Raw genomic sequence first — 20,931 nt, 5'->3', positions numbered from 1 at the left:
CTGATGGAGGGAGCGGTACCCGCGTGTCCGCGATCAGCGAGGAGCTCCGCACCGAACAGTTCGTCATGTCCCTGCGCGGAGTCGTGCCGTACGTGTACGAGCAGGCCTGGCAGTCCGTCCTGGACGGCACCCCCCTGTCCCGCACCGCGCTCCACCGCGGGCCGGACGGCCTGCTGCGCCGCACCCTGCGGCCCGAAGCCCGCTTCCGGCTGCAGATCGTGGACTGGCGGGCCACCCGTGCCGAGGTGCAGGACGCCCGGCTCGCGGAACGCCTGGCCGGCGAGTCCAGCACCGGACTCCCCCTCGACCGAGCCCCGTTGATGTGCGCCACCCTCATCCGGCGCTCCGACCGCGACTGGACCTTCGCCTGGCGGTACGCCCGGGAGCTGATGGACCGGCGCGCGGGGCTCCGGATTCTGGAGGAGGTGACGGACGCGTACGCGGTGCTCCTGCGCGGCGGAAACCCAGCACGCCACGCGACCGCGGCGCCGACGGCCGCCGCACCGGCCCGCACCTGGACCCCGGGGCCGGTGGCCCGATGAGCGGCGACACCTCGGTGCGGCTGTTCTGCCTCCCCTTCGAGGGAGCGTCGGCGGGCATCTACCTGCCGTGGGCCGAGGCCCTCGGGACTTCAGTGGTCGTCACCCCCGTCGAACTGCCGGGGCGCGGCCGTCATCCGCGCACCCGGCCCTGCGGCCGGCTCGAACCGCTGCTCGCCGAGATCATCCCGTACGTGGCCCGGATGCGGGACCGCCCGTTCGCGCTCTACGGGCACGGCTTCGGCGCCCTCCTCGCGTACGAGATCGCCGCGCGTCTCGAATGGGAGTACGACGCGGTGGCCGAGCGGCTGTACGTCTCCGGGGCCGGCGTCCCGTACCGGCCGGCCCCGGAGCGATCGGTCGCCCAACTGCCGGACACCGAACTCCTGCGCCGGCTCGGCGAGCGGGGCCGGATCCCCCCGGGCGCCCTCGACCCGCTGCGGGCGCCCCGGGTGCTGCCCGCGCTCCGCGCCGACCTCGCCGTCCGGGAGGCGTACCGGCGCGACCCGCGCCATGTGGTGCACTGCCCGGTCACGGCCATGGGCGGCAGCGACGACCCGAGCGTCACCGGGGCCGATCTGGCCGGGTGGCGCCGGTGCACCCGGCGCTCCCTGCGGGTGGACACGGTCCCCGGCGACCACTACTTCCCGCTCACCGCCCGGTGGGAGCTGCTCGACACCTTCAGCCAGGACCTGATGCGCCCCGCTTCCCGGGGCGGGACCCGGGCGCCGCGCCAGCTCGGCGGCGGCCGCGCCCGCGCACTGACCGGTTCCGGACCGTGGGCCCCGGCGGGCGGTCCCGGAACCGGCAACAAGAGTTGTCCGGCGTCCCCGGCATCCCCATCCTGGCCGGCGGAGGTGACCGTATGACACCCACACAAGGCACCGGGGGCCTCGCCGGTGACGCCCTCGGCGCCGGGCCGGGGCCCGAGCCCGAGCGGGGACGAGGTCCGGCTCGGGAAGCCGGACCCGACACCGGACGCGACCCCGGACCCGACGCCGGGACCCACGGCGGACCCGAAGCCGAGCACCCGGCCGAGCAGGAGGCCGAGCACGCGGCTGAGCAGGAGGCCGAACTGCACGCCGGCTTCCTGGCGGAGGCGGCCCACTGGTTGCACGGACTCTTCGGTCCCGCGGACCGGGCCACAGCGGCGGTCCGCCGGATCCTGGACGTCGGCAGCGGCCCGGGCGTGGCGTCCCACGCCCTCGCCGACGCCTTCCCGGAGGCCCACGTCGTCGCCGTGGACCGGTCGGCCGCCCTGCTCGCAAGGGCCGAGGCCCGGGCCGCCGAGCACGGGCTCGCCGGACGGATCAGCACGCGGCGCGCCGACCGGCCCGAGGAGTTCGCCCGGTCGGGGCCCGTCGACCTGATCTGGACCGGAAACGTCTGCCGCCATCTCGGCGACCAGCAGGCTGCCCTGCGGAGCCTGGCCTCCGCGCTGCGGCCCGGCGGCCTGCTCGCCGTCGCCGAACGGGGCCTGCCCCCGCGCTTCCTGCCCCGGGACATCGGCATCGGCCGGCCAGGACTCCAGGCGCGCCTGGACGCGGCCGTCGAGGAACAGGTCACCGCCCGCCGGTCCCGGCTTCCCGGCGCCACCTCCGTCATCGAGGACTGGCCGTGTCTGCTGGCCTCGGCCGGTCTCGTGCCGGCGGGCACCCGTACCTTCCTCATCGAGTTCCCGGCCCCGCTCGACCTGCCCGTACGCCGACATCTGCACACCCGGCTGCACCGGCTGCTCGCCGACCTCGGTGACCGCCTCGACCTCGTCGACCGGCTCACCGTGGAGCAACTCCTCGACGGGGACGCGTGCACCGGTGTCCTCTGGCGCCCCGACGCCTTCTATCTGACCGCCGTCACCGTGCATACGGCCCGGCTGTGCCGGCCCCGAGCGGCCGACTGAAACACGCCGCGTGGAATCAGCCGTGTGAAATCACCGGAGACAGAGGTACGGAACAAACGAATTAACTAAGGAGATTAGCAGTACGCGGTTTCCGTCACGCCCCCGAAGTTTGTCACCTCGGGGGCCTTCGGCATGCCCGGAAACGGTTATCCGGCCATTCCCGCAGCCGCAGCCGTAGGAGGCCCGCATCGCAGATTCTTCGGTCAGCCCTACGGTCCCACCGTATTGAGGCCCTCACCCCCCGGCTCCTACGTTCCTCCCCAGGACAGCCGGTTCGGGAATGCACCGATCCGGTCGACTCCCGGCCGATGGAAGGAGGACGCGTGAAGATACGGATTCTGGGCCCGCTGCACGCCGAGGCGGACGGCGCTCCGGTCGTCCCGAGCGCGGCGAAGACGCGCCAGATCCTGGCGCTCCTCGCGCTCCACCCCGGCCGGCCCGTCCCGGTGGCGGCCCTCAAGGAGGAGCTGTGGGGACCGCTGCCGCCGTACAGCGCGCACAGCACCCTCCAGACCTACATCCTGCGGCTGCGCCGGGCGCTGGCCGGCGCACTCGGTGGACCGTACGGGACGGGCGACGCCGCCGGCCCGGCCCGCGCCCGGGAACTGCTCGCCACCGGACACGACGGCTATCTGCTGCGGATCGCCGAGGAGGACGTCGACGCCTTCGCCTTCCGGCGTGCCGCGCAGGCCGGGCACACCGCCTTCACCGAGGGCGACAGCGCCCGGGCGGCCCGGCTCCTCAGCGAGGCGCTCGCGCTGTGGCGGGGACCCGCCCTGGTGGACGTACGGGCCGGGGCGGCGCTGCGGATCCACGCGGCGCGGCTGGAGGAGAGCCGTCTGCTCGCCACCGAGCGCCGTGTCGACGCCGAACTGCGGCTCGGCCTGCACGGCGAACTCCTCGCCGAACTCGTCGAGCTGACCCGGCTCCATCCCACCGACGAGCGGTTCCACGCCCAGGCGATGGTGGCGTTCTACCGTGCGGGCCGGCAGTCCGAGGCGCTGGGGCTCTACCGCGGCCTGCGGCACCGGCTCGTCGCGGAACTGGGCCTTGAGCCCGCACCGCAGCTCCAGCGGCTGCACCAGGCGGTGCTCTCGGTCGATCCCCGCCTGGACGCCCCCGCCCACGGCGGCCGGCCCACACCGACCTTCGACCTCTACGCGGCCTGACGACCGCCCCCCCGCCTCGCTCCCTCTCCCCCGCAAAGCCCGAGCAGCACCAGCCCGACCACCAACACCAGAAGCCCGAGCAGCACGAGAAAGGCGACACAGTGACGGATCAGGTCCCCACCCTCTACGAGTGGGCCGGCGGCGCCGAGGCGCTGGAGCGGCTCACCGAGGCCTTCTACGCCCGCGTCCGCAAGGACGAACTCCTCGCCCCGCTCTTCGCGCACATGGACGACGACCACCCCCAGCACGTCGCGACCTTCATCGGCGAGGTGCTCGGCGGGCCGACGCGGTACACCGAGGAGCACGGCGGCTACCCCCACATGGTCTCCCGCCACCGCAACCGGGCCATCAAGCCCGAGCAGCGGGCCCGTTGGGTGGAGCTGATGCTGGCGGCGATGGACGAGGTCGGGCTGCCCGAGGACGCCGAGTTCCGCTCGGCCTTCGTCGGCTATATCGAGTTCGGCTCGCGTCGCGCCATGGCCAACTCCCAGCCGGACGTCGGCCCCACCCGTCGCACCACCATCAAGAAGTGGGGCTGGGGCGAGGGCGTACCCGGTGAGGAGTGATCCACCGGCCGGCCCGCGGAACCGGCCCGACTCGCGGAACCGGCGCGCCGGCGAGGCCGCGCCCGCCCCGCCGCGTCCCGGTATCGGCAACAAATGTTGTCCGTCCGCGACGCCCGGTTCCAGCATGGGGGTCACTGGTGATCACCACGATCCGGCGGACCGCCGAGGCCGGCGCACCGGCGCGCACCCGCCCTGATCCGTATGCCCGAACCGTCAGAAACGAGGAGCCCGCTCATGCGTTTGAGCACCCCCGGGGCAGTGCGACGCGTCCCCCCGCACCCCGTCACGCAGGCCGTCATCCAGCAGGCCGTCACCCGTTCCGCACCCGCGCACCCCGTCACCGGGCGTTCCGCACGGCAGGCGGGAGGCGGCCACCGATGAGCGTGCAGACCGAACCCCAGGAAGCCACCGCCCCCAAGGCCAACGGCAGGCTGCCGCTCGCCGTCTACCTGCTCGCGTTCAGCCTGTTCGCCATGGGAAGCGCCGAGTTCCTGCTCGCCGGTGTCCTCCCGGACATCGCCGACGACCTCGACATCTCGCTGTCCTCCGCGGGCGCCCTCATCTCGGCCTTCGCCATCGGCGTGGTGATCGGCGGGCCGCCGCTCGCGGTGATGACCCTGCGCTGGCCGCGCCGTACGACCCTGGTGATCTCGCAGGCCGTGTTCGCCGCCGGGGTGGCCGTCGGTCTGATCACCGACGACTTCACGGTGCTGCTCGTCACCCGCTTCCTGATCGGCCTCGCGTACGCCGGTTTCTGGGCCGTCGCCGCGGTCACCGCGATCTCCCTCGTCACCCCCGACCGCACCGCCCGGGCCTCCGGCGTGGTGGTCAGCGGCCTCAGCATCGCGATGGTCGCCGGCGGTCCGGCGGGCGCCTTCCTCAGCCACTTCACCGGCTGGCGGGGCGGGTTCTGGGCGGTGGTCGCGCTCACCGTGCTCAGCGCGATCGCCACCATCGTCGCCGTGCCCGCCACCAAGGCGGCCCAGGAGCCGAGCGTGCGGCGGGAGTTGCAGACCATGCGGCAGCCGCAGCTGTGGGTGGTGTACGCCGCGACGCTGCTCAGCACCGCCGCGTACATGATCTCGTACAACTACCTCGCGGCCTTCCTCACGGACATCACCGGGGTCGACTCCGTGTGGGTGCCCGCCATCCTCGTCCTCTTCGGCATCGGGGCCTTCATCGGCCTCTCCATCGGCGGCCGGATCGCCGACGGGCGACCCCACCACGCCCTGCTCATCGGGGCCGGCGGCATCCTCGTCTGCTCCGTGCTGATGGCGCTCCTGGCCGACCACGCCGTGGCCGTCGTGCCCCTGGTGCTGCTCCTGGGTGTCGCCGGCTTCGTCCTCAACCCGGCCATCTACGGGCGGGTGTTCACCGTGGCGGCCGGCGCGCCCACGCTCGCCGGTGCCACCGCCGTCTCCATGTTCCAGCTCGGCATCAGCGTGGTCCCGGTCCTCGCGGGCGTGGCGCTCGGCGCCGGTGCCGGTCTCACGTCGATCCCGTGGCTGGGAGCGGGCCTGGCCGTCATCACCATCCCGGTCGTCCTGGTCGAGCGCGCGATGGCCCGCAACCGGGCCCGGACGGACCCCGAGGCGGCACCGGGGGCGGCGCCCGAGCCCGCGGGCAGCTGACCCCGCACCGCACCGATTCCACCTGCTCCCCCGGCTCAACCCCGCCCTACCGCTCCATCGCCCCACTCTCCCCACCCGCTCCACCCGCTCCACCCGCTCCACCCGCTCCACCGTCATGGAACACCGCCGGGAGCCGCGGAGGGCTCCGTCCCCGGAACCCTCCGCCGGCTCCCCCCACAGGGAGGACCGCATGGACAACGAGCTGGGTTACGAACTCGGCACCTGGGTCGTGTCGCAGATCCAGAGCCCCGACCGCCCCACCCAGTCGACCTTCTCGCTGCTCGGCAGGGAGTGGGACCTGCTGCCCGAGGTGTTCCCGCCGTACACGGACCCCGGCCCCGGCCTGTTCGCCTCCTGGGTGCCGTACGAGCGGGGCGACCGCTTCCTGGAGCTCGGCTGCGGCGCCGGCATCGCCGCCGTGCTCGCCGCGCAGCACGGCGCCGCGCGGGTGCTCGCCACCGACATCAACCCGGCCGCCGTGCGGAACGCCCGGCAGAACGCCGAGCGACACGGGGTCGCGGACCGGTTCACCGCGCTGACCAGCGACCTCTTCGATGCCCTCGACCCCGCCGAGCAGCTCGACACCGTGTTCTGGAACACCCCCTTCATCGAGGCGCCCGCCGACCGCCCCTACGCCGGGCACATCGAGCGCGCCGTCTTCGACCCCGGCTACGGCCTGGTGAACCGATTCTTCCGGGACGTGGTGCGGCACCTGGCCGCCGACGGACGCGTCTACCTGGGCACCAGCGAGGCCATGGGCAACCCGTTCAAGATGCTGCGCGCCGCCGACGAGGCCGGGTTCGAGGGCAAGCGGATCCGCTCCGAGTCCGTCGAGCTGCCCGCCGCTGACTTCGGCGACTCCCCCGTCGTCAAGGCCCACACCGACGAACGCGGCATCGTCCACATGGACTTCACGCTCTACGAGTTCCGGCGCCGCTGACCACTCGCGCGCCCGCCCCTGCCCGGCGCCTCGCGCGCCCGACCCTGCCCGGCGCCTCGCGCGCCCGACCCTGCCCGGCGCCTCGTGCGCCGGGCCGGTCGCGAGCCGGCGGCCGCGCCCCGCCCGTGCCCCACTGACCAGCTCACCCCCGCACCAGCAGTTCCGACGCCATCGAGACACCCACACCCGTCGGAGCGGCCCGAAGCCGCCCCTGGAGATTGGACATTGATGAACGCCAACGGGAACGCAGACGCGCACGGTACCGGCTACGACACCGTCATCGCCGGCAACGGAGTCCTTGGACTGTCGCTCGCCTGGGTCCTGGCGCGACGCGGACAGCGCGTCGCCGTGCTCGGCCAGCCGCACCGGCCCTGGGCGGGATCGGCCGCGGCCGGGGCCATGCTCGGCTGTTTCGGGGAGGTCACCACCTCCCTGCTGGCCACCGAGCACGGCCGCCACAAGCTCGAACTCGGCATCAAGGCGACCGAGTTGTGGTCGCCGTGGCTGGCCGAGCTGGAGGAGCAGACCGAGGGCGCGCCGATCAGGACCGCGCAGGGCACCACGGTCGTCCTCAACACCATCGGCACCGCCGAGATCGACGACACCAACTACAACGCCATCCGCGCCGAGCTGACCCGCTACGAGGAACCGTTCGAGGACGTCGAGCCGGCCGACCTCGACTGGGTGGACGCCGAGCCCATCTCTCGCCCGCTGAAGGCCTTCCACATACCCGGCGAGCACGCGGTCAACGCCGCCGCGCTCCTGGAGCGGCTCGAAGCGGCCGCCGTGCGGGCCGGTGTCACCCTCGTGCCCGAGTTCGCGAGCCGGGTCGAGTACCGGGGCGAGCGGGTCACCGGAGTCGTGCTGGCCTCCGGTCGCACGATCTCCGCCGACCACGTGACGCTGGCCGCCGGCGCCCGCACCCAGGAACTCCTGGACAGCCTGCCCATCGGTCCCCGCGTCCCCCGGCTGGTCAGCGGCTACGGCGTCTCCTCGCTGATCAAGACGCAGGACGGCACCAGCCCCGACAGCGTCATCCGCACCCCGAACCGCTCCTTCGCGTGCGGCCTGCACGTCGTGCCCCGCGGCGACGGCCACGTCTACGTGGGCGCCACCAACGTCATCGCCGTCGAGCCGCGCGACACCGCCGAGATGCGCGACCTCGTCTTCCTGCTCCAGTGCGCCCACCGCCAGGTCCGCCGCAACCTGTGGAACAGCGAGGTCTCCAAGGTCCAGGTCGGCAACCGCCCGGTGTCCATGGACGGCTTCCCGCTGCTCGGCGACGGCGGCATGCGGGGCCTGACCATCATGACCGGCACCTACCGCGACGGTCTGCACCTGTCGCCGCTGCTCGCCCAGGACTTCGCCGCCCGCATCCTCGGCGAGGAGCCGGTGGCGGACCTGGACCGGTTCGCGCCACTGCGGCAGCCGATCCGGACCGGGACCCGTCAGGAGATCGTCGACCTGCTCATCGACCACCAGATGGGCATCGGCTACGAGCAGGACTGGACGATCCCCGTCGAGTGGCACCAGTGGATCGAGATGGATCTGCGGCCGGCCACCCTCGCCTGGGCCGACGAGCTCGACCCCGAGTTCACCCCGCCGGCCGAGCTGCTCTTCGCCTCGCGCTTCGACCCCGAGCTGGTCAGCCTGCTGCGCAAGTACTACGCGACCTGCCGCGAGCTCGCCTGACCGTCGCCGCCCCCGGAGAACAGACCTCCTCCCGAGACACCAGCTCCCACCCGAAAGGACGCACCATGCCCGTCGAGAACATCGACCCGCCCGGACTCACCAAGCCCTACGGCTGGCGGCAGCTGGCGGTCGGCACCGGAAGCCGCGTCATCTTCCTGAGCGGCCAGACCCCGCGCACCGCCGACGGCGAGCCCGTGGGCATGGGCGACCTCGCGGCCCAGACCGAGCAGGTCTACCTCAACATCGCCACCGGTCTGGAGGCGGCCGGCGCCACCTTCGACGACGTGCTGCGGCTCACCATCTACGCGGTGGACTGGTCGCTCGACAAGTGGGAGGCGATCACGGCGGGCGCCGAGCGCGCGGCCGCCAAGCTCGGTGCCGACGTCATCCGGCCGACCACCCTGGTCGGGGTCGCCACCCTCGCCGAGCCCGACTTCCTGATCGAGATCGAGGCCACGGCCATCGCCGCGTAACCGCTCGCACGGCAGGTCCCGCGCGGCCACACCACCCGCGCGGGCCCGTCCCGCACCGAGCGCACCCTGCGCCTCGAACGACACACAGACGAGGGCCCCGCCGCTTCCGGCGGGGCCCTCGTGCGTGCGGGGGGGGTCAGGACGAAGGACGGTGCTTGGCCAGGAGGTCCTCGATGACCGTCGCCACGGTCTCCGGCGCGGGCAGCGCCGGGTGGTGGCTGACCGTCCCCGTGGTCGGGTCGAAACCGTCGTGCCACTCCGGCTCGTTGACCAGGCCGCCGTCCTCTCGGATCCGGGCGATGTTCCGCTGCACGGCCGGCTTGTGCCACATCTTGGCGCCCATCACCGGGAAGTGGACCACCGGGTAGTCCACGGACAGCGCGACCGTGAGCAGCCGGTTCGGCGCGGCACCCGCGGCGGCCGAGGCGAGCGTGTGGGCGGTGGCCGGCAGCACGGCGAGGATGTCGTGGTCGGCGGCGAGCCGGGAGGGTTTGTCGGTCGGCCAGTCCGCCGGGGACTCCCCGCTCACCACCCTTTCGGCGAAGAGCGCGAGACTCTCCGGGGAAATGAACGAGGCCGCCGTGTGGGTCAGCAGAACGGTGAACGTACTGCCCTCGATCTGCCGGCGCATCGCCTCGATGTACGCCGGAAGCCTGGTCACCGCGATGGATCCGGTGGCACCGATGAGTATGCGTTTCCCGGTCGTCTCCGGGGCGTTTCGAATTCCCATGTCCTGATGATGTCGCCGCGGTCCCGCCGCAGGTCAATGGCGCCTGGCGGGCATCCCAGGGTGGGTCCAGGGGCGGTCCAGCGGGAGTCCAGCGGCACCGAAATCCTTCGGTCGTCCCTACGGTCCCACCGTATTGAGACCCTTTGCCCCCGCTGCCTAACGTCGCTTCTCGCAAGGGAATTCGAAAGATCAGCTCGGCATCCGAACACTCACGACGACCACCGAGGAAAAGGGACGGACGACGATGGAGGATCTTTTCGCAAGGCTGCGCGGCGGTGCCGGCCACCCCCGCCTGGACGAGGACGGACTCCTCGAACCCAAGCCGCGCCCGGAGCACCGGCACGAGCCCTTCCCGCTGACCGACATCCAGCAGGCCTATCTGATCGGCCGGCACAAGGGACTCGAACTGGGCGGCGTCTCCAGCCAGTACTACCTGGAGTTCGACTGCCCCGCCCTCGACCCGGACCGGCTGACCGAAGCCCTGCGCGCCGTGATCGCCCGCCACGAGGCCCTGCGCACGGTGACCGGGACCGACCAGACCCAGCGCGTCCTCCCCGTGGCCGACATCGCCCCGTACACCATCCGCGTCACGGACCTGCGCGGCCGCCCCGAGTCGGAGCGGGCGGCGGAGCTGGAGCGCGTGCGCGCCGAACTCACCGACCAGGTGATGCCGTTGGACCGGTCGACGCTGCTCGACGTCCGGGCCACCCGGCTCGAAGAGGACCGGCTGCGCCTCCATGTCGCCGTGGACCTGCTGTTCCTCGACATGCGCGGCCTCTACCGGCTCATGGACGAGTGGCACCGATGTTACGACGACCCGGCGTGGCGGCCCGAGCCGCCGGAGCTGTCGTTCCGCGACTACGTCCTCGCGCGGGAGGAGCTGCGCGGGGACGCCCTGGGACGGGAGGCCGCCGTCTACTGGGAGGACCGCCTGGACACCCTGCCCGGCGCGCCCGAACTGCCCCTGGCCGCGGCGCCGGAGCAGCTCGGCACGCCCCGCTTCGTACGGCACAGGGCGCTGCTCGCCCCGGCACGCTGGTCGGCGCTGCGGGCGGCGGGCGAGCGGCACGGGCTGACCGCTTCCGGCGTGCTCCTCGCCGCGTACGCGGAGGTCCTGCGCACCTGGTCGCGGCGGCAGGAGTTCACCCTCACCGTCACCCAGTTCCACCGGCTCGGTCTGCACCCGCGGGTCGAGGAGGTCATCGGGAACTTCCTCGACCCGAGTCTGCTCGCCGTCGGCGGCCGCCCCGAGGAAAGCTTCCGCCAGCGGGCCCTGAACCTGCAGCAGCGCCTTCTGGAGGACTTGGCGCACCCGCACGGCGGCATCCGGGTGCTGCGCGACCTGGCGCGCCGCCGGGACGACGGCCGGGCGTCGATGCCCGTGGTCTTCTCCAGCACGCTCGGCGCCGAGGGGGACGGGGACGCGCCCGGCGCCGGACGCCTGGAGTCCTTCGGGACGCTGGTGCACGACCACAGCCGTACGCCGCAGGTGTGGCTGGAGAACCAGATCCTGGAGCTGGACGGCCGGCTCTCGGTCAACTGGAACGCCGTCGAGGGCCTGTTCCCCGAGGGCACCCTCGAAGCGATGTTCGCGGCGTACACGACGCTGCTCGACCGCCTCGTCGACGAGCCGGAGCTCTGGGACGCCACCCGGGGCGTCGTACCGCTGCCGGCCGCGCAGGCCGAGGAACGCGACCGGGCCAACGCGACCGCGCAGGACATCCCGGCCGCGCTCCTGCACGAACTGGTCGCCGAGGCGGCCCGGCGCAGCCCCGACGCGCCCGCGGTGATCACGCCCGGCACGGAGACCACGTACCGGCAGCTGACCGACAGCGCGCACCGGATCGCCCACCGGATCCTCCGCGGCCCCGGCGCTGCCCCGAACGAGATCGTCGCCGTGTCGATGCGGCCCGGCGCCGCGCAGTACGCGGCGCTGCTCGGCGTCCTGCACAGCGGCGCCGCGTACGTCGCCATCGACCCCGAACTGCCGGAGGAGCGGCGCCTGAAGCTGCTCGCCCGGTGCTCCGTGCGGGCCGTGGTGACCGACCCGGAGCTGCGGGACGCGCTGCCCTGGCCCGACGGCGTCACCGTACTGACCCCCGAGGACGCGGAGACCCTGGCGTGCCCGGCCGAGGCGCCCGGGCGCCGCCAGGGGACCGACGACCTCGCGTACGTCATCTTCACCTCGGGCTCCACCGGCGAGCCCAAGGGCGTGATGATCACCCACCGCAGCGCCGCCAACACCGTCCAGGACATCAACCGGCGCTTCGGCGTCGGCCCGGAGGACCGGACGATGGCGCTCGCCCCCGCGGGCTTCGACCTGTCCGTGTACGACCTGTTCGGCGTTCTCGGCGCCGGCGGCACCGTCGTCGTCCCCGACCCGGCGCGCGGCAACGACCTGGACCACTGGTCCCAGCTCGTCGGCCGTTACGGGGTGACCATCTGGAACAGCGTGCCCGCGCCCATGCGGATGTGGATCGACGCGCTGGGCGACGGAGGCGTGCCGCGGGGCTGCCGGCTCCGGCTCGCCCTGCTCAGCGGCGACTGGATCCCCGTCGACCTGCCGAGCCGCATCCGCGAGAAGCTGCCCGCGATGCGGGTGATCAGCCTCGGCGGCGCCACCGAGGGCTCCATCTGGTCGATCCACCACCCCGTCGAGACCGTGCGCCCGGAGTGGTCGAGCATCCCGTACGGCAAGCCGCTCGCCAACCAGACCATGCACGTCCTCAACCAGTGGCAGGAGCCGTCGCCCGTCGGCGTCACCGGCGAGATCCACATCGGCGGCACCGGCGTGGCCCTGGGCTACCTGGGCGACCCCGGACGGACCGCCGAGCGCTTCCCCGTCCACCCGGTCACCGGGGAGCGGATCTACCGGACCGGCGACCTCGGCCGCTACCTGCCCGGCGGCGACATCGAGATCCTCGGCCGCGAGGACTTCCAGGTGAAGATCAACGGCTATCGCGTCGAACTCGGCGAGATCGAGGCGGCGCTGCTGCGCAGGCCCGACGTCCGCACCGCGCTCGTCACCGCGCCCGCCCACGCCCGTACCGGACAGCGGCAGATCGTCGCGTACGTCGTACCCGAGGCGGGGGCCGCACCGGACCCGGCCGAGCTGCGCGAGGCGCTCGCCGCCGTACTGCCCGGCTACATGGTGCCCAGCCGCTTCCTCACCCTGGAGACCCTTCCGCTGACGACCAACGGGAAGATCGACCACAAGGCGCTGCCCACGCCGTGGAACGACGACACCGAGACCGCCGGCGCCCGGGTCGCGCCGCGCAGCCGGATCGAGGAGCGGCTCTACGCCCTCTGGTCCCAGCAGCTCGGCCACGGCGACTTCGGCGTCGAGGAGGGCTTCTTCGACATCGGCGGCGACTCGCTGCACGCGGTCGGCCTGCTCACGGTGCTGCGCGCGGAGTTCGGCATCGAGGCGGACATGGAGCAGGAGTTGGTCGAAGGCCTCTTCATGAACGCCTCGATCTCCACCTTCGCGGAACTGATCGTCCCCGCCGAGGAGCCCGCGGCATGACGACGACACCTTCCGGGGCTCCGGGCCCCGCCGCCCAGCGGTCGCCCGCCGTCGAGCCGTCGCCCGTCGCTGAACGATCGCCCGCCGTCGACCGGTCACCCTCCGACGAACGGTCGCCCTCCGCCGACAGCTCGCCCTCCGACGTGGCCGAGTGGGATCACGTGATCGTCGGCGGGGGCTCCGCCGGCGCCCTCGTCGCCGCCCGGCTCGCCGCCCACGGCTCCGGCACCGTACTGCTCCTGGAGGCCGGTCCCGACCAGCCGAGCCCCCGCGACCGCGCCCACCCGCTGGCCGACGCCGGCCGGCTCGTCCTGGCCGGCTTCAACTGGGACTACCGGGCCAACCTGCGCACCAGCGGCCGCTTGGAGGACCTGGTCAAGGGCGGTGACGGGGCCGGGGCCCCGGCCCGCGCGCTGTGGGAACGCTTCCCGTACCAGCTCGGCAAGGTCATCGGCGGCGGCTCCGCCGTCAACGGGGCCATCGCCCTGCGGGGGCTCCCCCGTGACTTCGCCGCCTGGGCGGCGCGGGGCAACCCCGACTGGTCCTGGGAGCGGGTCCTGCCCTTCTACCGGGCCATCGAGAACGACGTCGACTTCCCCGGCGGGCCTCCGCACGGCGACAGCGGCCCGCTCCCGATCCGGCGGACGCCGCGCGAGCGGGTCCATCCCCTGGACGCCGCCTTCTGGGAGGAGTGCAACCGGCAGGGCGTCACCGATCTCCTCGACCTCAACTCCGGTCAGGAGGCCGGTGTCGGCCCCATCCCCGGCAACACGGTGGACGGCGAACGGATCGACGCCGCCACCGCCTTCCTCTCCGAGGCCCGCGGCCTGCCCCACCTCCACGTACGCCCCGGCGTACGGGCCACCCGGGTGCTGTTCGACCCGAAGGACCGGAACCGGGCCGTCGGCGTGGAGACCGAACGGGACGGACGTCTCGGCACCGTCCGCGCCCGCAACGTCGTCCTCGCCGCGGGGGCCGTCGGCACCCCCGTCGTCCTCCAGCGCTCCGGCGTCGGCGACGCCGCCCTCCTCGGCGCGCTCGGCATCACCCCGGTCGCCGACCTGCCCGGGGTGGGCCGCGACCTGGTCGACCACCCGTCCGTCGTCATCTGGTCCCGGCCGGCCGACGGCGTGTGTACGCCCGGCCTGCCCTGGCGTCAGGTCGCCGCCCGCATGAGCAGCGGGTACGACGACGAGGTCGACGTCCAGCTGGGGCTCCTCAACAACGTGGAGAGCCACACCATCCCCGGCTTCGTCGACCGGCTCGGCTGGCCGCTGGTCGTCGGCATGTCCGTGATGCTGATGCGCCCCCGCTCCCGCGGCCGGGTCTTCCTCGACAGCGCCGACCCGCTGGCCGCGCCCGTCATCGAGCTCGGTCTCGGCACGGACTCCGAGGACGTCGAGCGGCTCTGCCACGGCGTCCGCAGGGCCTGGGGCTTCCTGCGCTCCCCCGGGCTGTCCGGCCGGCTGACGCGCACCCAGTTCTGGAGCGACCGGATGATCGCCAACGACGGCGTCCTGCGCAGCGGGGTCCGGCACATCATGAACCCCGGCTGGCACGCGGCCGGTTCGTGCCGGATGGGCCCGGACACCGACCCGTACGCCGTCGCCGACCAGGAGGGCCGGGTGCACGGCACCGAGAACCTGCGGATCGCCGACGCCTCGCTCTTCCCCGTCATCCCCAGCGCCCCGACCAATCTGACCACCCTGATGCTGGCCGAGAAGCTGGCCCGGAGCATGAAGGAATGACCGTGCACCCTGTCACGAGCACTCCGTTGCGGCTCTACTGTTTCCCGCACGCCGGGGCGACCTCGCAGGTCTACCGCGGCTGGCAGACCCTCGGCGAGCCGCACGTGCGCGTCCGGGGCGTGGACGCGCCCGGCCGCGGCACGCGCCGCCAGGAGCGCAAGGCCGTCAACTACCACGGTCTGGTGCGGGCCATGGCCGAGCAGGTGGTGGCCGATCTGCTCGCCGAGCGCGAGCGGTCGCCCGGGCTGCGCTGGGCGACGTTCGGGCACAGCTTCGGCGCCACGATGAGCCTCGCCGTGGCCGACCACGTCACCCGGCAGACCGGTGTCGCTCCCGTGCGGGCCGTGCTGTCCGGGGCGGTGCCGCCGGCGCTCCAGCGGCCGGGAGCGCTTCTCGCCGCGGTCCCCGACGAGGAGCTCCTCGCCCGGACCGCGGCCGACGGCGGGACCCCGCCCGCGGTGATCGCCGAGCCGACGATGAGCCGGATCCTGCTGCGCATGCTCCGCGAGGACGACTGCGTACGGGCCGAGTTCGCCCGGGAGGCGGCGGGGCTGCGGGTGGACTTCCCCCTCACCCTGATCGCCGCCCGCGAGGACGTCCACGCCCCGCCGGAGAAGGTGTGGCCGTGGTCCGCGCACAGCTCGGCCCCGGTCCACCGGGTGGAGATCGAGGGCGGCCACTTCGCCGCCGTACAGCACCCCAAGGACACGCTCACGATCATCTGCGACGACACCGACCCGGGGAGGGGATGAGCCCGTGGCCCAGAGCAACAGCGGCCCGACGCCAGGCACGGACAGCGGCCCTTCGGAGCGGGACGCGCAGACCTCTCGTACCTCGCGTACTCCCCGCGCCTCTCGAACCTCTCCGGCCTCGCGGTACGAGGCGGAGCACGAGCAGTTCCGGGAGACCTGCCGGGAGTTCCTCGACCGGGAGGTCGTCCCGCATCACGCCCGCTGGGAACGGGACGGCATCGTCGACCGCTCGGTGTGGCAGGCGGCGGGCCGGGCCGGGCTCCTCGGCATCGGCGTCGACGCCGCGTACGGCGGGGGCGGCGAACCGGACTACCGCTACCCGGCGGTGTTCGCGCGGGAGATCATGTGGGCCCGGGCCACCGCGCCCGGTTTCGTGGCGCACAACGACGTCATCGCCACCTACCTCGCCGAGCGGACCACGGACGAGCAGCGCAAGCGCTGGCTGCCCGGACTGTGCGCGGGCGAGCTGATCGCGGCCATCGCGATGAGCGAGCCCGACGCGGGCTCCAACGTCGCCGACATCCGTACCACCGCCGTCCGCGACGGGGACACGTACGTCCTCAACGGGCAGAAGACGTTCATCACCAACGGTGAGAACGCCGACGTGATCGTCGTCGCCGCCAAGACGGCGCCCGAGCGCGGCGCGCAGGGCATCAGCCTCCTCGTGGTGGAGCGCGGCGCGCCCGGCCTCACCCGCGGTCGGCGCATGGAGAAGCTGGGCTGGCACGCCAGCGACACCTGCGAGCTGTTCTTCGACGGCTGCCGGGTGCCTGCCGAGAACCTCATCGGCAAGGAGAACGCCGGGCTCGCCTACATGATGGCCGGGCTGCCCCGGGAGCGGCTCAGCATCGCGACGGTGGCGGTCGGCGCGGCCGAGCGGATGCTCGCCGACACCCTGGAGTACGCCCGGACCCGCGAGGCCTTCGGGCAGCCCATCGGCACCTTCCAGCACAACCGTTTCCAACTGGCGACGATGGACACGGAGCTGACGATCGCCCAGGTCTTTCTCGACCACTGTGTCACCGAGCTCAACGCGGGCCGCCTGTCGGTGACCGACGCCGCCAAGGTGAAGTGGTGGACGACGGAGCTGCAGGTGGACATCGCCAACCGCTGTCTCCAGATCCACGGCGGCTACGGCTATCTCAAGGAGAGCGCGATCTCGCGCGAGTGGGCCAACAGCCGGGTGCAGACCATCTACGGGGGGACGACCGAGGTGATGAAGGAGCTGATCGGCCGCTCGCTGGGCCTCTGACACTCCCCGGGAACCCCACGGCGGCCCGGACGCCGCCGTGACCGAAGCTGCCCCGCCCCTGCGCGCGACCCACCCCCGACGCGCGCAGGGGCGGGGCGCACGCGTGTGGGCGGGCGCAGCGGAGAGCGTCCGAAAACAGCACCTCTCTTTGCGGATTCCGGAACGGATGGATGTAATGACGGCGTGGAGCAGCCCTCGTCCATCGCCCAGGCCCTGTCCGCCGTCGGTCCCCGGCTCAAGCGGCTACGTACGGCCCGCGGAGTCACCCTCGCCGCGTTGTCGGAGGTCACCGGCATCTCGAAGAGCACCCTGTCGCGGCTGGAGGCCGGTCAGCGGCGGCCCAGCCTGGAGCTGCTGCTGCCCATCGCCCAGGCCCACCAGGTGCCGATCGACGAACTGGTCGGCGCGCCGGACGTGGGCGACCCGAGGGTCCGGCTCAAGCCGCACGCGGTGAACGGCAACACCGTCCTGCCGCTGACCCGGCAGCCGGGCCCGCTGCAGAGCTACAAGATGGTGCTGCCGGCGAGCCGCGACACCCCGGAGCTGTGCACCCACGAGGGATACGAGTGGCTGTACGTGCTGTCGGGGCGGCTCCGACTCGTCCTCGCCGACCACGACATCGTCCTCGACCCGGGCGAGGTGGCCGAGTTCGACACCCGGCTGCCGCACTGGTTCGGCAGCACCGGGCAGGGCTCGGTGGAGGTGCTCAGCCTCTTCGGCCGCCAGGGCGAACGGATGCACGTCCGAGCCCGGCCGACAGGCCGAACGCCCGCCTCCGGCGACTGAGCCGGGGACGGGCGTGACGGAGGAGGCGGCGCGGGACGGACGCCGGGATGGGGGATGCGGACCGCGGAGGCCGACGCTGCGGCATCGGCTCCGGAGTCGGCCCGCGGAGACCGAGGCTTCGGCTCCGACCCGGGGTTCAGGCAGCGGACACAGGCGCTACGACTCCGGACCCGGTTTCCGCATCGGCGTCGGTTTCGGCGTCGGTCTCGACTTCGGTTTCTGCATCGGCTTTTGAGGTGCGACCGGCGGCGGCCCGGTGGGCGGCGAGGTCGCGCTCCATCTCCTCGTCCACCAGGTCGTGGTTGAGCGCGAACGCGGCCGCGGCTCCCATCCCGGCGGCGGTGACGGCCTGGGCGCGCGGGTCGACCACGTTGCCGACGGCCCAGAGGCCGGGGCGGCTGGTACGCCCGGCGCGGTCGGTGACCAGCCAGCCCTGCTCGTCGCGTGCGCAGCCGAGGCCGTCGAAGGCGGAGTCGTTCGGGCTCATCTTCGGGAAGAGGAAGACGCCTGCGCACTCCACCGTGCGGCCGTCGGCGACCTCCACGGCGTGCAGCCGCCCGTCCTTGCTGAGCAGGGTGGTCACCGGCCCCTCGACCACCTGGACGCCACGCGCGTCCATGCGCTCGCGCTCCTCGTCGGCGAGAGGCCGGTCGTGGGGCACGTACACGACGTCGTGCGACCACTGCCGCAGCAGCAGCGCCTGCCCGGCGGACGCCGGGTGCACCCCGAGGACGACGATCTTCCGGTCGCGCACCTCGTAGCCGTGGCAGTACGGGCAGAAGTGCACGTCACCACCCCACAGCGGCCGTACGCCGGGGATCTCGGGCAGCTGGTCGCGCAGGCCGGTGGCGAGGACGACGTGCCGGGCGTCGAGCGACGCGCCACCGTCGAGCCGCACCACGAAGCCGCCTTCGTCACGGGCCTCCACCTGGTCGACCCGCCCCTCGATGCGGACGGCTCCGTACCGGGCGATCTCCGCGCGTCCGGTCTCGAGCACGGTCAGCGGTGGCACTCCGTCACGGGAGAGGAAGCTGTGCATATGGGCCGAGGGAGCGTTTCGGGGCTCCCCTGAGTCGACGACGGCGACACTGCGCCGCGCCCGCGCGAGCACGAGCGCGGCGTTCAGCCCACCCGCCCCGCCGCCTATGACGATCACGTCGTACGAGGTTCGGACACTGGTTTCCTTGTGGGCGCCGGTCATGGCGATCACCTCCGCCGCCAGGGTGCGGCCCGCCCGCATCCAGGACAATCTTTGTTGCCGTTTCCGGGACGCCGGAAGCCGCGGTGACCGGGGCGGCCCCGGAGGCGCAGGGACCCGAGGGCGCCCGACGGCCGGGGCTCTGAGTCTGCCGATCCCGGGCCCCGGCGTCGGGCCGCCTCACGGGCGGGGCTTGAGCACCTCCACGGCACCGGTCTCGGTGTCGTAGCTGCGCAGGGTGACGAGCCGGGCCGACAGCGGCGGCGTTGGCAGCAGTTCGGGTACGCGCCTGCCGGCGAAGGCACCGGCCCGCCGGGTACGCCCCAGGGTGACGTGCGGAACCCAGCGCCCGGGTTCGTGAAAGGGGTTGAGGGTGTCGAGCGGGCTGTCCGACACGACCGCCTCCCACACCCGGCGGTGCACGTCGGCCAACGCGGAGTCGAGATCCAACGCCCAGGCCAGCACCGACGTGGGACGCTCGAAACGGACCACGCCGGTGAACCTGACGGGCAGCGGCAGCAGGGCGGCCACCTCGGCGAGCTCCCAGCGGATCGGGGCAGTCAGCTCCGGGCAGGCCCCCAGGGTGAGATGCGGGCTGTTGGTCGGCGAGCGGTGGCGCGCCTGACTGGGCAGCCCCGCGTCCGCGAGCCGCCGCCAGGCCTCCCGAACCCCCAGCTCTGCCGCCTCGTCCAACAGAAGCTCGACCGTACGCACCGCCGCAGCCTACCGGCGAGCCGCGGCGAACAGGAGCTCCGGGCGGCCGGAGGGCGGCTCCCGCCGGCCATTCGATCCGCGGTGGGCATGACCGGTTGACGCCACCGACAGAATGTCCGGCATGGGTACGGACATGAGCGGCTCTCTCGAGTATCGAGCGTCGCGGGACGGTCGGGAGGCGGCCTGGTACACCGCGCACGACCTCGACAGCCTGAATGACGTCCGGAACTACGACGCGTTCGGCTGCCTCTTCGGGGTACGCAACTACGCCAACTTCCGTCCCCTGGCCGCACGCCGAGGTCTGCCCGCCGACGCCTCGGCCGCCCTGAGCGCGCGATTCGCGCAGCTGACCGAGCGGTACGGCGAGGACGGCTTTCACAGCACCACGTGGATCACGTGGGCCGAGGTGAAGGCGGTGGACTGGGACGAGCCTGCGGAGAGGCCCGACAGCCGACTCCACCAGTACCGCCAGACCCCGAACGGGCTCAGGATGACAGGCAAATCCTCCTGGAGTCCTGCGTTCGCCGAGGCTGTCGGTCTCGAACGAGGCGAGGACCGTGAGTGGCCAGAGGGAAGCGAATGGCTCGTCGGGGACACGCTCTACAGATCGGCCACCATCCGCCGCAGGGACGCCGTCACCGGAACCGGCGAGTGGCAACCCGTCTGGAGAGCCATGGAGACACTCGCCACACAGCACGGTGACGACAACGTGCGCCTCGTCGTGTGGTTCGACGACTGAGCCGCCACGACCTCGCGTCGCTGGGCGAGGCCGTCGCCGGCGGCCGACTCGTTCGTCTACCAGTGGAAGGCCAACGGCGTCTCCATCCCCGGCGCCACCGCCTCCTCGTACGTCGTGCCCTCCACGCTCCTCGGCAAGCAGCTGACCGTGGCCGTCGGCGCCCGCAAGGCCGGACACCCGGCCGTGCTCGCCACCAGCGCCGGCGTGACCGTCAAGGCCCTCGCACCGAAGCCGACACGGAACCCGTACATCACCGGCTCCGCGCGCGTGGGCGGGAAGGTCACAGCCGTGGTCGGCGCCTGGTCGCCCGCGCCGACCTCCTCGCGACCCGGGCCACGCACACCCTGATCGCGGCACAGCGCGGGACCCGGATCACCGTCAAGGTGACGGCCCACCGGACCGGCCACACCGCCGACACCGCCTGGACCCGATCGACGGTGGCGGTCACCGGCTGACCCGCCCATCCGCTCCACGGATCTCATCGCCGAGCTGACTGCCCTCCGATCGGCCGTCCCTGCACCGTCAGGGTGCACACTCACGCGACGCCTGGCCACCAGGTCCGCAGCCGTGCTCTCC

Annotated in this window: 19 protein-coding genes; 16 read left to right on the top strand and 3 right to left on the bottom strand. The window is 73.1% G+C overall.

The genetic code is table 11. The annotated features are described in order from the left end of the window. Positions 1 to 23 precede the first annotated feature (23 nt). From AMK29_RS24065 to AMK29_RS24025, 9 genes are all read left to right on the top strand, one after another. Entirely contained in the window at positions 24 to 542 is a 519-nt protein-coding gene (locus AMK29_RS24065; RefSeq protein WP_073816472.1) for a hypothetical protein, read from the top strand. After that, positions 539 to 1,408 (top strand): thioesterase II family protein, encoded by an 870-nt coding sequence (locus AMK29_RS24060; protein ID WP_073816470.1) that lies wholly within the window; start codon positions 539 to 541, stop codon positions 1,406 to 1,408. The genes AMK29_RS24065 and AMK29_RS24060 overlap by 4 nt, the downstream gene beginning before the upstream one ends. Continuing rightward, the gene (locus AMK29_RS24055; RefSeq protein ID WP_079197093.1) at positions 1,405 to 2,439 is read left to right on the top strand and encodes a class I SAM-dependent methyltransferase; all 1,035 of its coding nucleotides are present in this window, start codon (positions 1,405 to 1,407) and stop codon (positions 2,437 to 2,439) included. Before AMK29_RS24060 ends, AMK29_RS24055 begins: the two co-directional genes overlap by 4 nt. 323 nt (positions 2,440 to 2,762) lie before the next feature. Further along, positions 2,763 to 3,608 carry an AfsR/SARP family transcriptional regulator gene (locus AMK29_RS24050; RefSeq protein ID WP_073816468.1) on the top strand — a complete coding sequence of 282 codons (846 nt, stop codon included), beginning with the start codon at positions 2,763 to 2,765 and terminating at the stop codon, positions 3,606 to 3,608. Between the two features lie 101 nt (positions 3,609 to 3,709). Then, positions 3,710 to 4,174, top strand: coding sequence for a group II truncated hemoglobin (locus tag AMK29_RS24045; RefSeq protein ID WP_073816464.1), 465 nt, complete (start codon positions 3,710 to 3,712; stop codon positions 4,172 to 4,174). Between the two features lie 377 nt (positions 4,175 to 4,551). Next, on the top strand, positions 4,552 to 5,805 hold the full coding sequence (locus tag AMK29_RS24040) for a Cmx/CmrA family chloramphenicol efflux MFS transporter (protein ID WP_073816461.1): 1,254 nt from the start codon (positions 4,552 to 4,554) through the stop codon (positions 5,803 to 5,805). A gap of 190 nt (positions 5,806 to 5,995) precedes the next feature. Then, on the top strand, positions 5,996 to 6,745 hold the full coding sequence (locus tag AMK29_RS24035; protein ID WP_073816458.1) for a methyltransferase: 750 nt from the start codon (positions 5,996 to 5,998) through the stop codon (positions 6,743 to 6,745). Between the two features lie 228 nt (positions 6,746 to 6,973). Continuing rightward, on the top strand, positions 6,974 to 8,437 hold the full coding sequence (locus tag AMK29_RS24030; protein ID WP_073816456.1) for an NAD(P)/FAD-dependent oxidoreductase: 1,464 nt from the start codon (positions 6,974 to 6,976) through the stop codon (positions 8,435 to 8,437). A 65-nt stretch (positions 8,438 to 8,502) separates the two neighbouring features. After that, a complete protein-coding gene (locus AMK29_RS24025; protein WP_073816454.1) occupies positions 8,503 to 8,910 on the top strand; it encodes a RidA family protein in 408 nt (135 codons plus the stop codon). Positions 8,911 to 9,046: 136 nt separating this feature from the next. On the opposite strand, the gene AMK29_RS24020 is transcribed toward AMK29_RS24025, so the two are convergent. After that, the gene (locus tag AMK29_RS24020; RefSeq protein WP_073816452.1) at positions 9,047 to 9,640 is read right to left on the bottom strand and encodes a flavoprotein; all 594 of its coding nucleotides are present in this window, start codon (positions 9,638 to 9,640) and stop codon (positions 9,047 to 9,049) included. A 244-nt stretch (positions 9,641 to 9,884) separates the two neighbouring features. On the opposite strand from AMK29_RS24020, the gene AMK29_RS24015 reads away from it, so the two are divergent. The 5 genes from AMK29_RS24015 to AMK29_RS23995 all read left to right on the top strand — a co-directional run bounded on the left by AMK29_RS24015 (position 9,885) and on the right by AMK29_RS23995 (position 17,704). Further along, positions 9,885 to 13,166, top strand: a complete 3,282-nt coding sequence (locus AMK29_RS24015; RefSeq protein ID WP_073816449.1) for a non-ribosomal peptide synthetase — start codon at positions 9,885 to 9,887, stop codon at positions 13,164 to 13,166. Further along, entirely contained in the window at positions 13,163 to 14,914 is a 1,752-nt protein-coding gene (locus AMK29_RS24010; RefSeq protein WP_079197092.1) for a GMC family oxidoreductase, read from the top strand. Before AMK29_RS24015 ends, AMK29_RS24010 begins: the two co-directional genes overlap by 4 nt. Beyond that, on the top strand, positions 14,911 to 15,666 hold the full coding sequence (locus AMK29_RS24005; RefSeq protein WP_073816447.1) for a thioesterase II family protein: 756 nt from the start codon (positions 14,911 to 14,913) through the stop codon (positions 15,664 to 15,666). Before AMK29_RS24010 ends, AMK29_RS24005 begins: the two co-directional genes overlap by 4 nt. A 4-nt stretch (positions 15,667 to 15,670) precedes the next feature. Further along, the gene (locus tag AMK29_RS24000; protein ID WP_241845669.1) at positions 15,671 to 16,918 is read left to right on the top strand and encodes an acyl-CoA dehydrogenase family protein; all 1,248 of its coding nucleotides are present in this window, start codon (positions 15,671 to 15,673) and stop codon (positions 16,916 to 16,918) included. Between the two features lie 183 nt (positions 16,919 to 17,101). Next, positions 17,102 to 17,704: a helix-turn-helix domain-containing protein gene (locus tag AMK29_RS23995; protein ID WP_073816444.1), complete on the top strand. Its 603-nt coding sequence runs from the start codon at positions 17,102 to 17,104 to the stop codon at positions 17,702 to 17,704. Positions 17,705 to 17,840: 136 nt separating this feature from the next. Here AMK29_RS23995 and AMK29_RS23990 read toward each other — a convergent pair whose 3' ends face one another. Then, the gene (locus AMK29_RS23990; protein ID WP_107422678.1) at positions 17,841 to 18,944 is read right to left on the bottom strand and encodes an NAD(P)/FAD-dependent oxidoreductase; all 1,104 of its coding nucleotides are present in this window, start codon (positions 18,942 to 18,944) and stop codon (positions 17,841 to 17,843) included. A 138-nt stretch (positions 18,945 to 19,082) separates the two neighbouring features. After that, the gene (locus tag AMK29_RS23985; protein WP_073816442.1) at positions 19,083 to 19,616 is read right to left on the bottom strand and encodes a 2'-5' RNA ligase family protein; all 534 of its coding nucleotides are present in this window, start codon (positions 19,614 to 19,616) and stop codon (positions 19,083 to 19,085) included. Between the two features lie 121 nt (positions 19,617 to 19,737). Here AMK29_RS23985 and AMK29_RS23980 point away from each other — a divergent pair, with 121 nt between their 5' ends. Together AMK29_RS23980 and AMK29_RS36235 are read left to right on the top strand one after the other, a co-directional pair. Continuing rightward, on the top strand, positions 19,738 to 20,355 hold the full coding sequence (locus AMK29_RS23980; RefSeq protein ID WP_073817189.1) for a hypothetical protein: 618 nt from the start codon (positions 19,738 to 19,740) through the stop codon (positions 20,353 to 20,355). A gap of 114 nt (positions 20,356 to 20,469) precedes the next feature. Next, positions 20,470 to 20,703 carry a hypothetical protein gene (locus AMK29_RS36235; protein ID WP_143202946.1) on the top strand — a complete coding sequence of 78 codons (234 nt, stop codon included), beginning with the start codon at positions 20,470 to 20,472 and terminating at the stop codon, positions 20,701 to 20,703. Positions 20,704 to 20,931 lie beyond the last annotated feature (228 nt).

Source organism: Streptomyces sp. CB02261 (genome assembly GCF_001905665.1).
GTDB lineage: Bacteria > Actinomycetota > Actinomycetes > Streptomycetales > Streptomycetaceae > Streptomyces.
The sequence above is the reverse complement of the archived record's forward strand: the minus strand, read 5'-3'. Positions and strand labels throughout refer to the sequence as shown.

Coding starts and splice junctions, on each gene's coding strand:
- AMK29_RS24015 (WP_073816449.1), top strand. CDS start 9,885: ATGGAGGATCTTTTCGCAAGGCTGCGCGGCGGTGCCGGCCACCCCCGC.
- AMK29_RS24035 (WP_073816458.1), top strand. CDS start 5,996: ATGGACAACGAGCTGGGTTACGAACTCGGCACCTGGGTCGTGTCGCAG.
- AMK29_RS24020 (WP_073816452.1), bottom strand. CDS start 9,640: ATGGGAATTCGAAACGCCCCGGAGACGACCGGGAAACGCATACTCATC.
- AMK29_RS24005 (WP_073816447.1), top strand. CDS start 14,911: ATGACCGTGCACCCTGTCACGAGCACTCCGTTGCGGCTCTACTGTTTC.
- AMK29_RS24030 (WP_073816456.1), top strand. CDS start 6,974: ATGAACGCCAACGGGAACGCAGACGCGCACGGTACCGGCTACGACACC.
- AMK29_RS24060 (WP_073816470.1), top strand. CDS start 539: ATGAGCGGCGACACCTCGGTGCGGCTGTTCTGCCTCCCCTTCGAGGGA.
- AMK29_RS24010 (WP_079197092.1), top strand. CDS start 13,163: ATGACGACGACACCTTCCGGGGCTCCGGGCCCCGCCGCCCAGCGGTCG.
- AMK29_RS24025 (WP_073816454.1), top strand. CDS start 8,503: ATGCCCGTCGAGAACATCGACCCGCCCGGACTCACCAAGCCCTACGGC.
- AMK29_RS23980 (WP_073817189.1), top strand. CDS start 19,738: ATGGGTACGGACATGAGCGGCTCTCTCGAGTATCGAGCGTCGCGGGAC.
- AMK29_RS24055 (WP_079197093.1), top strand. CDS start 1,405: ATGACACCCACACAAGGCACCGGGGGCCTCGCCGGTGACGCCCTCGGC.
- AMK29_RS23990 (WP_107422678.1), bottom strand. CDS start 18,944: ATGCGGGCGGGCCGCACCCTGGCGGCGGAGGTGATCGCCATGACCGGC.
- AMK29_RS24040 (WP_073816461.1), top strand. CDS start 4,552: ATGAGCGTGCAGACCGAACCCCAGGAAGCCACCGCCCCCAAGGCCAAC.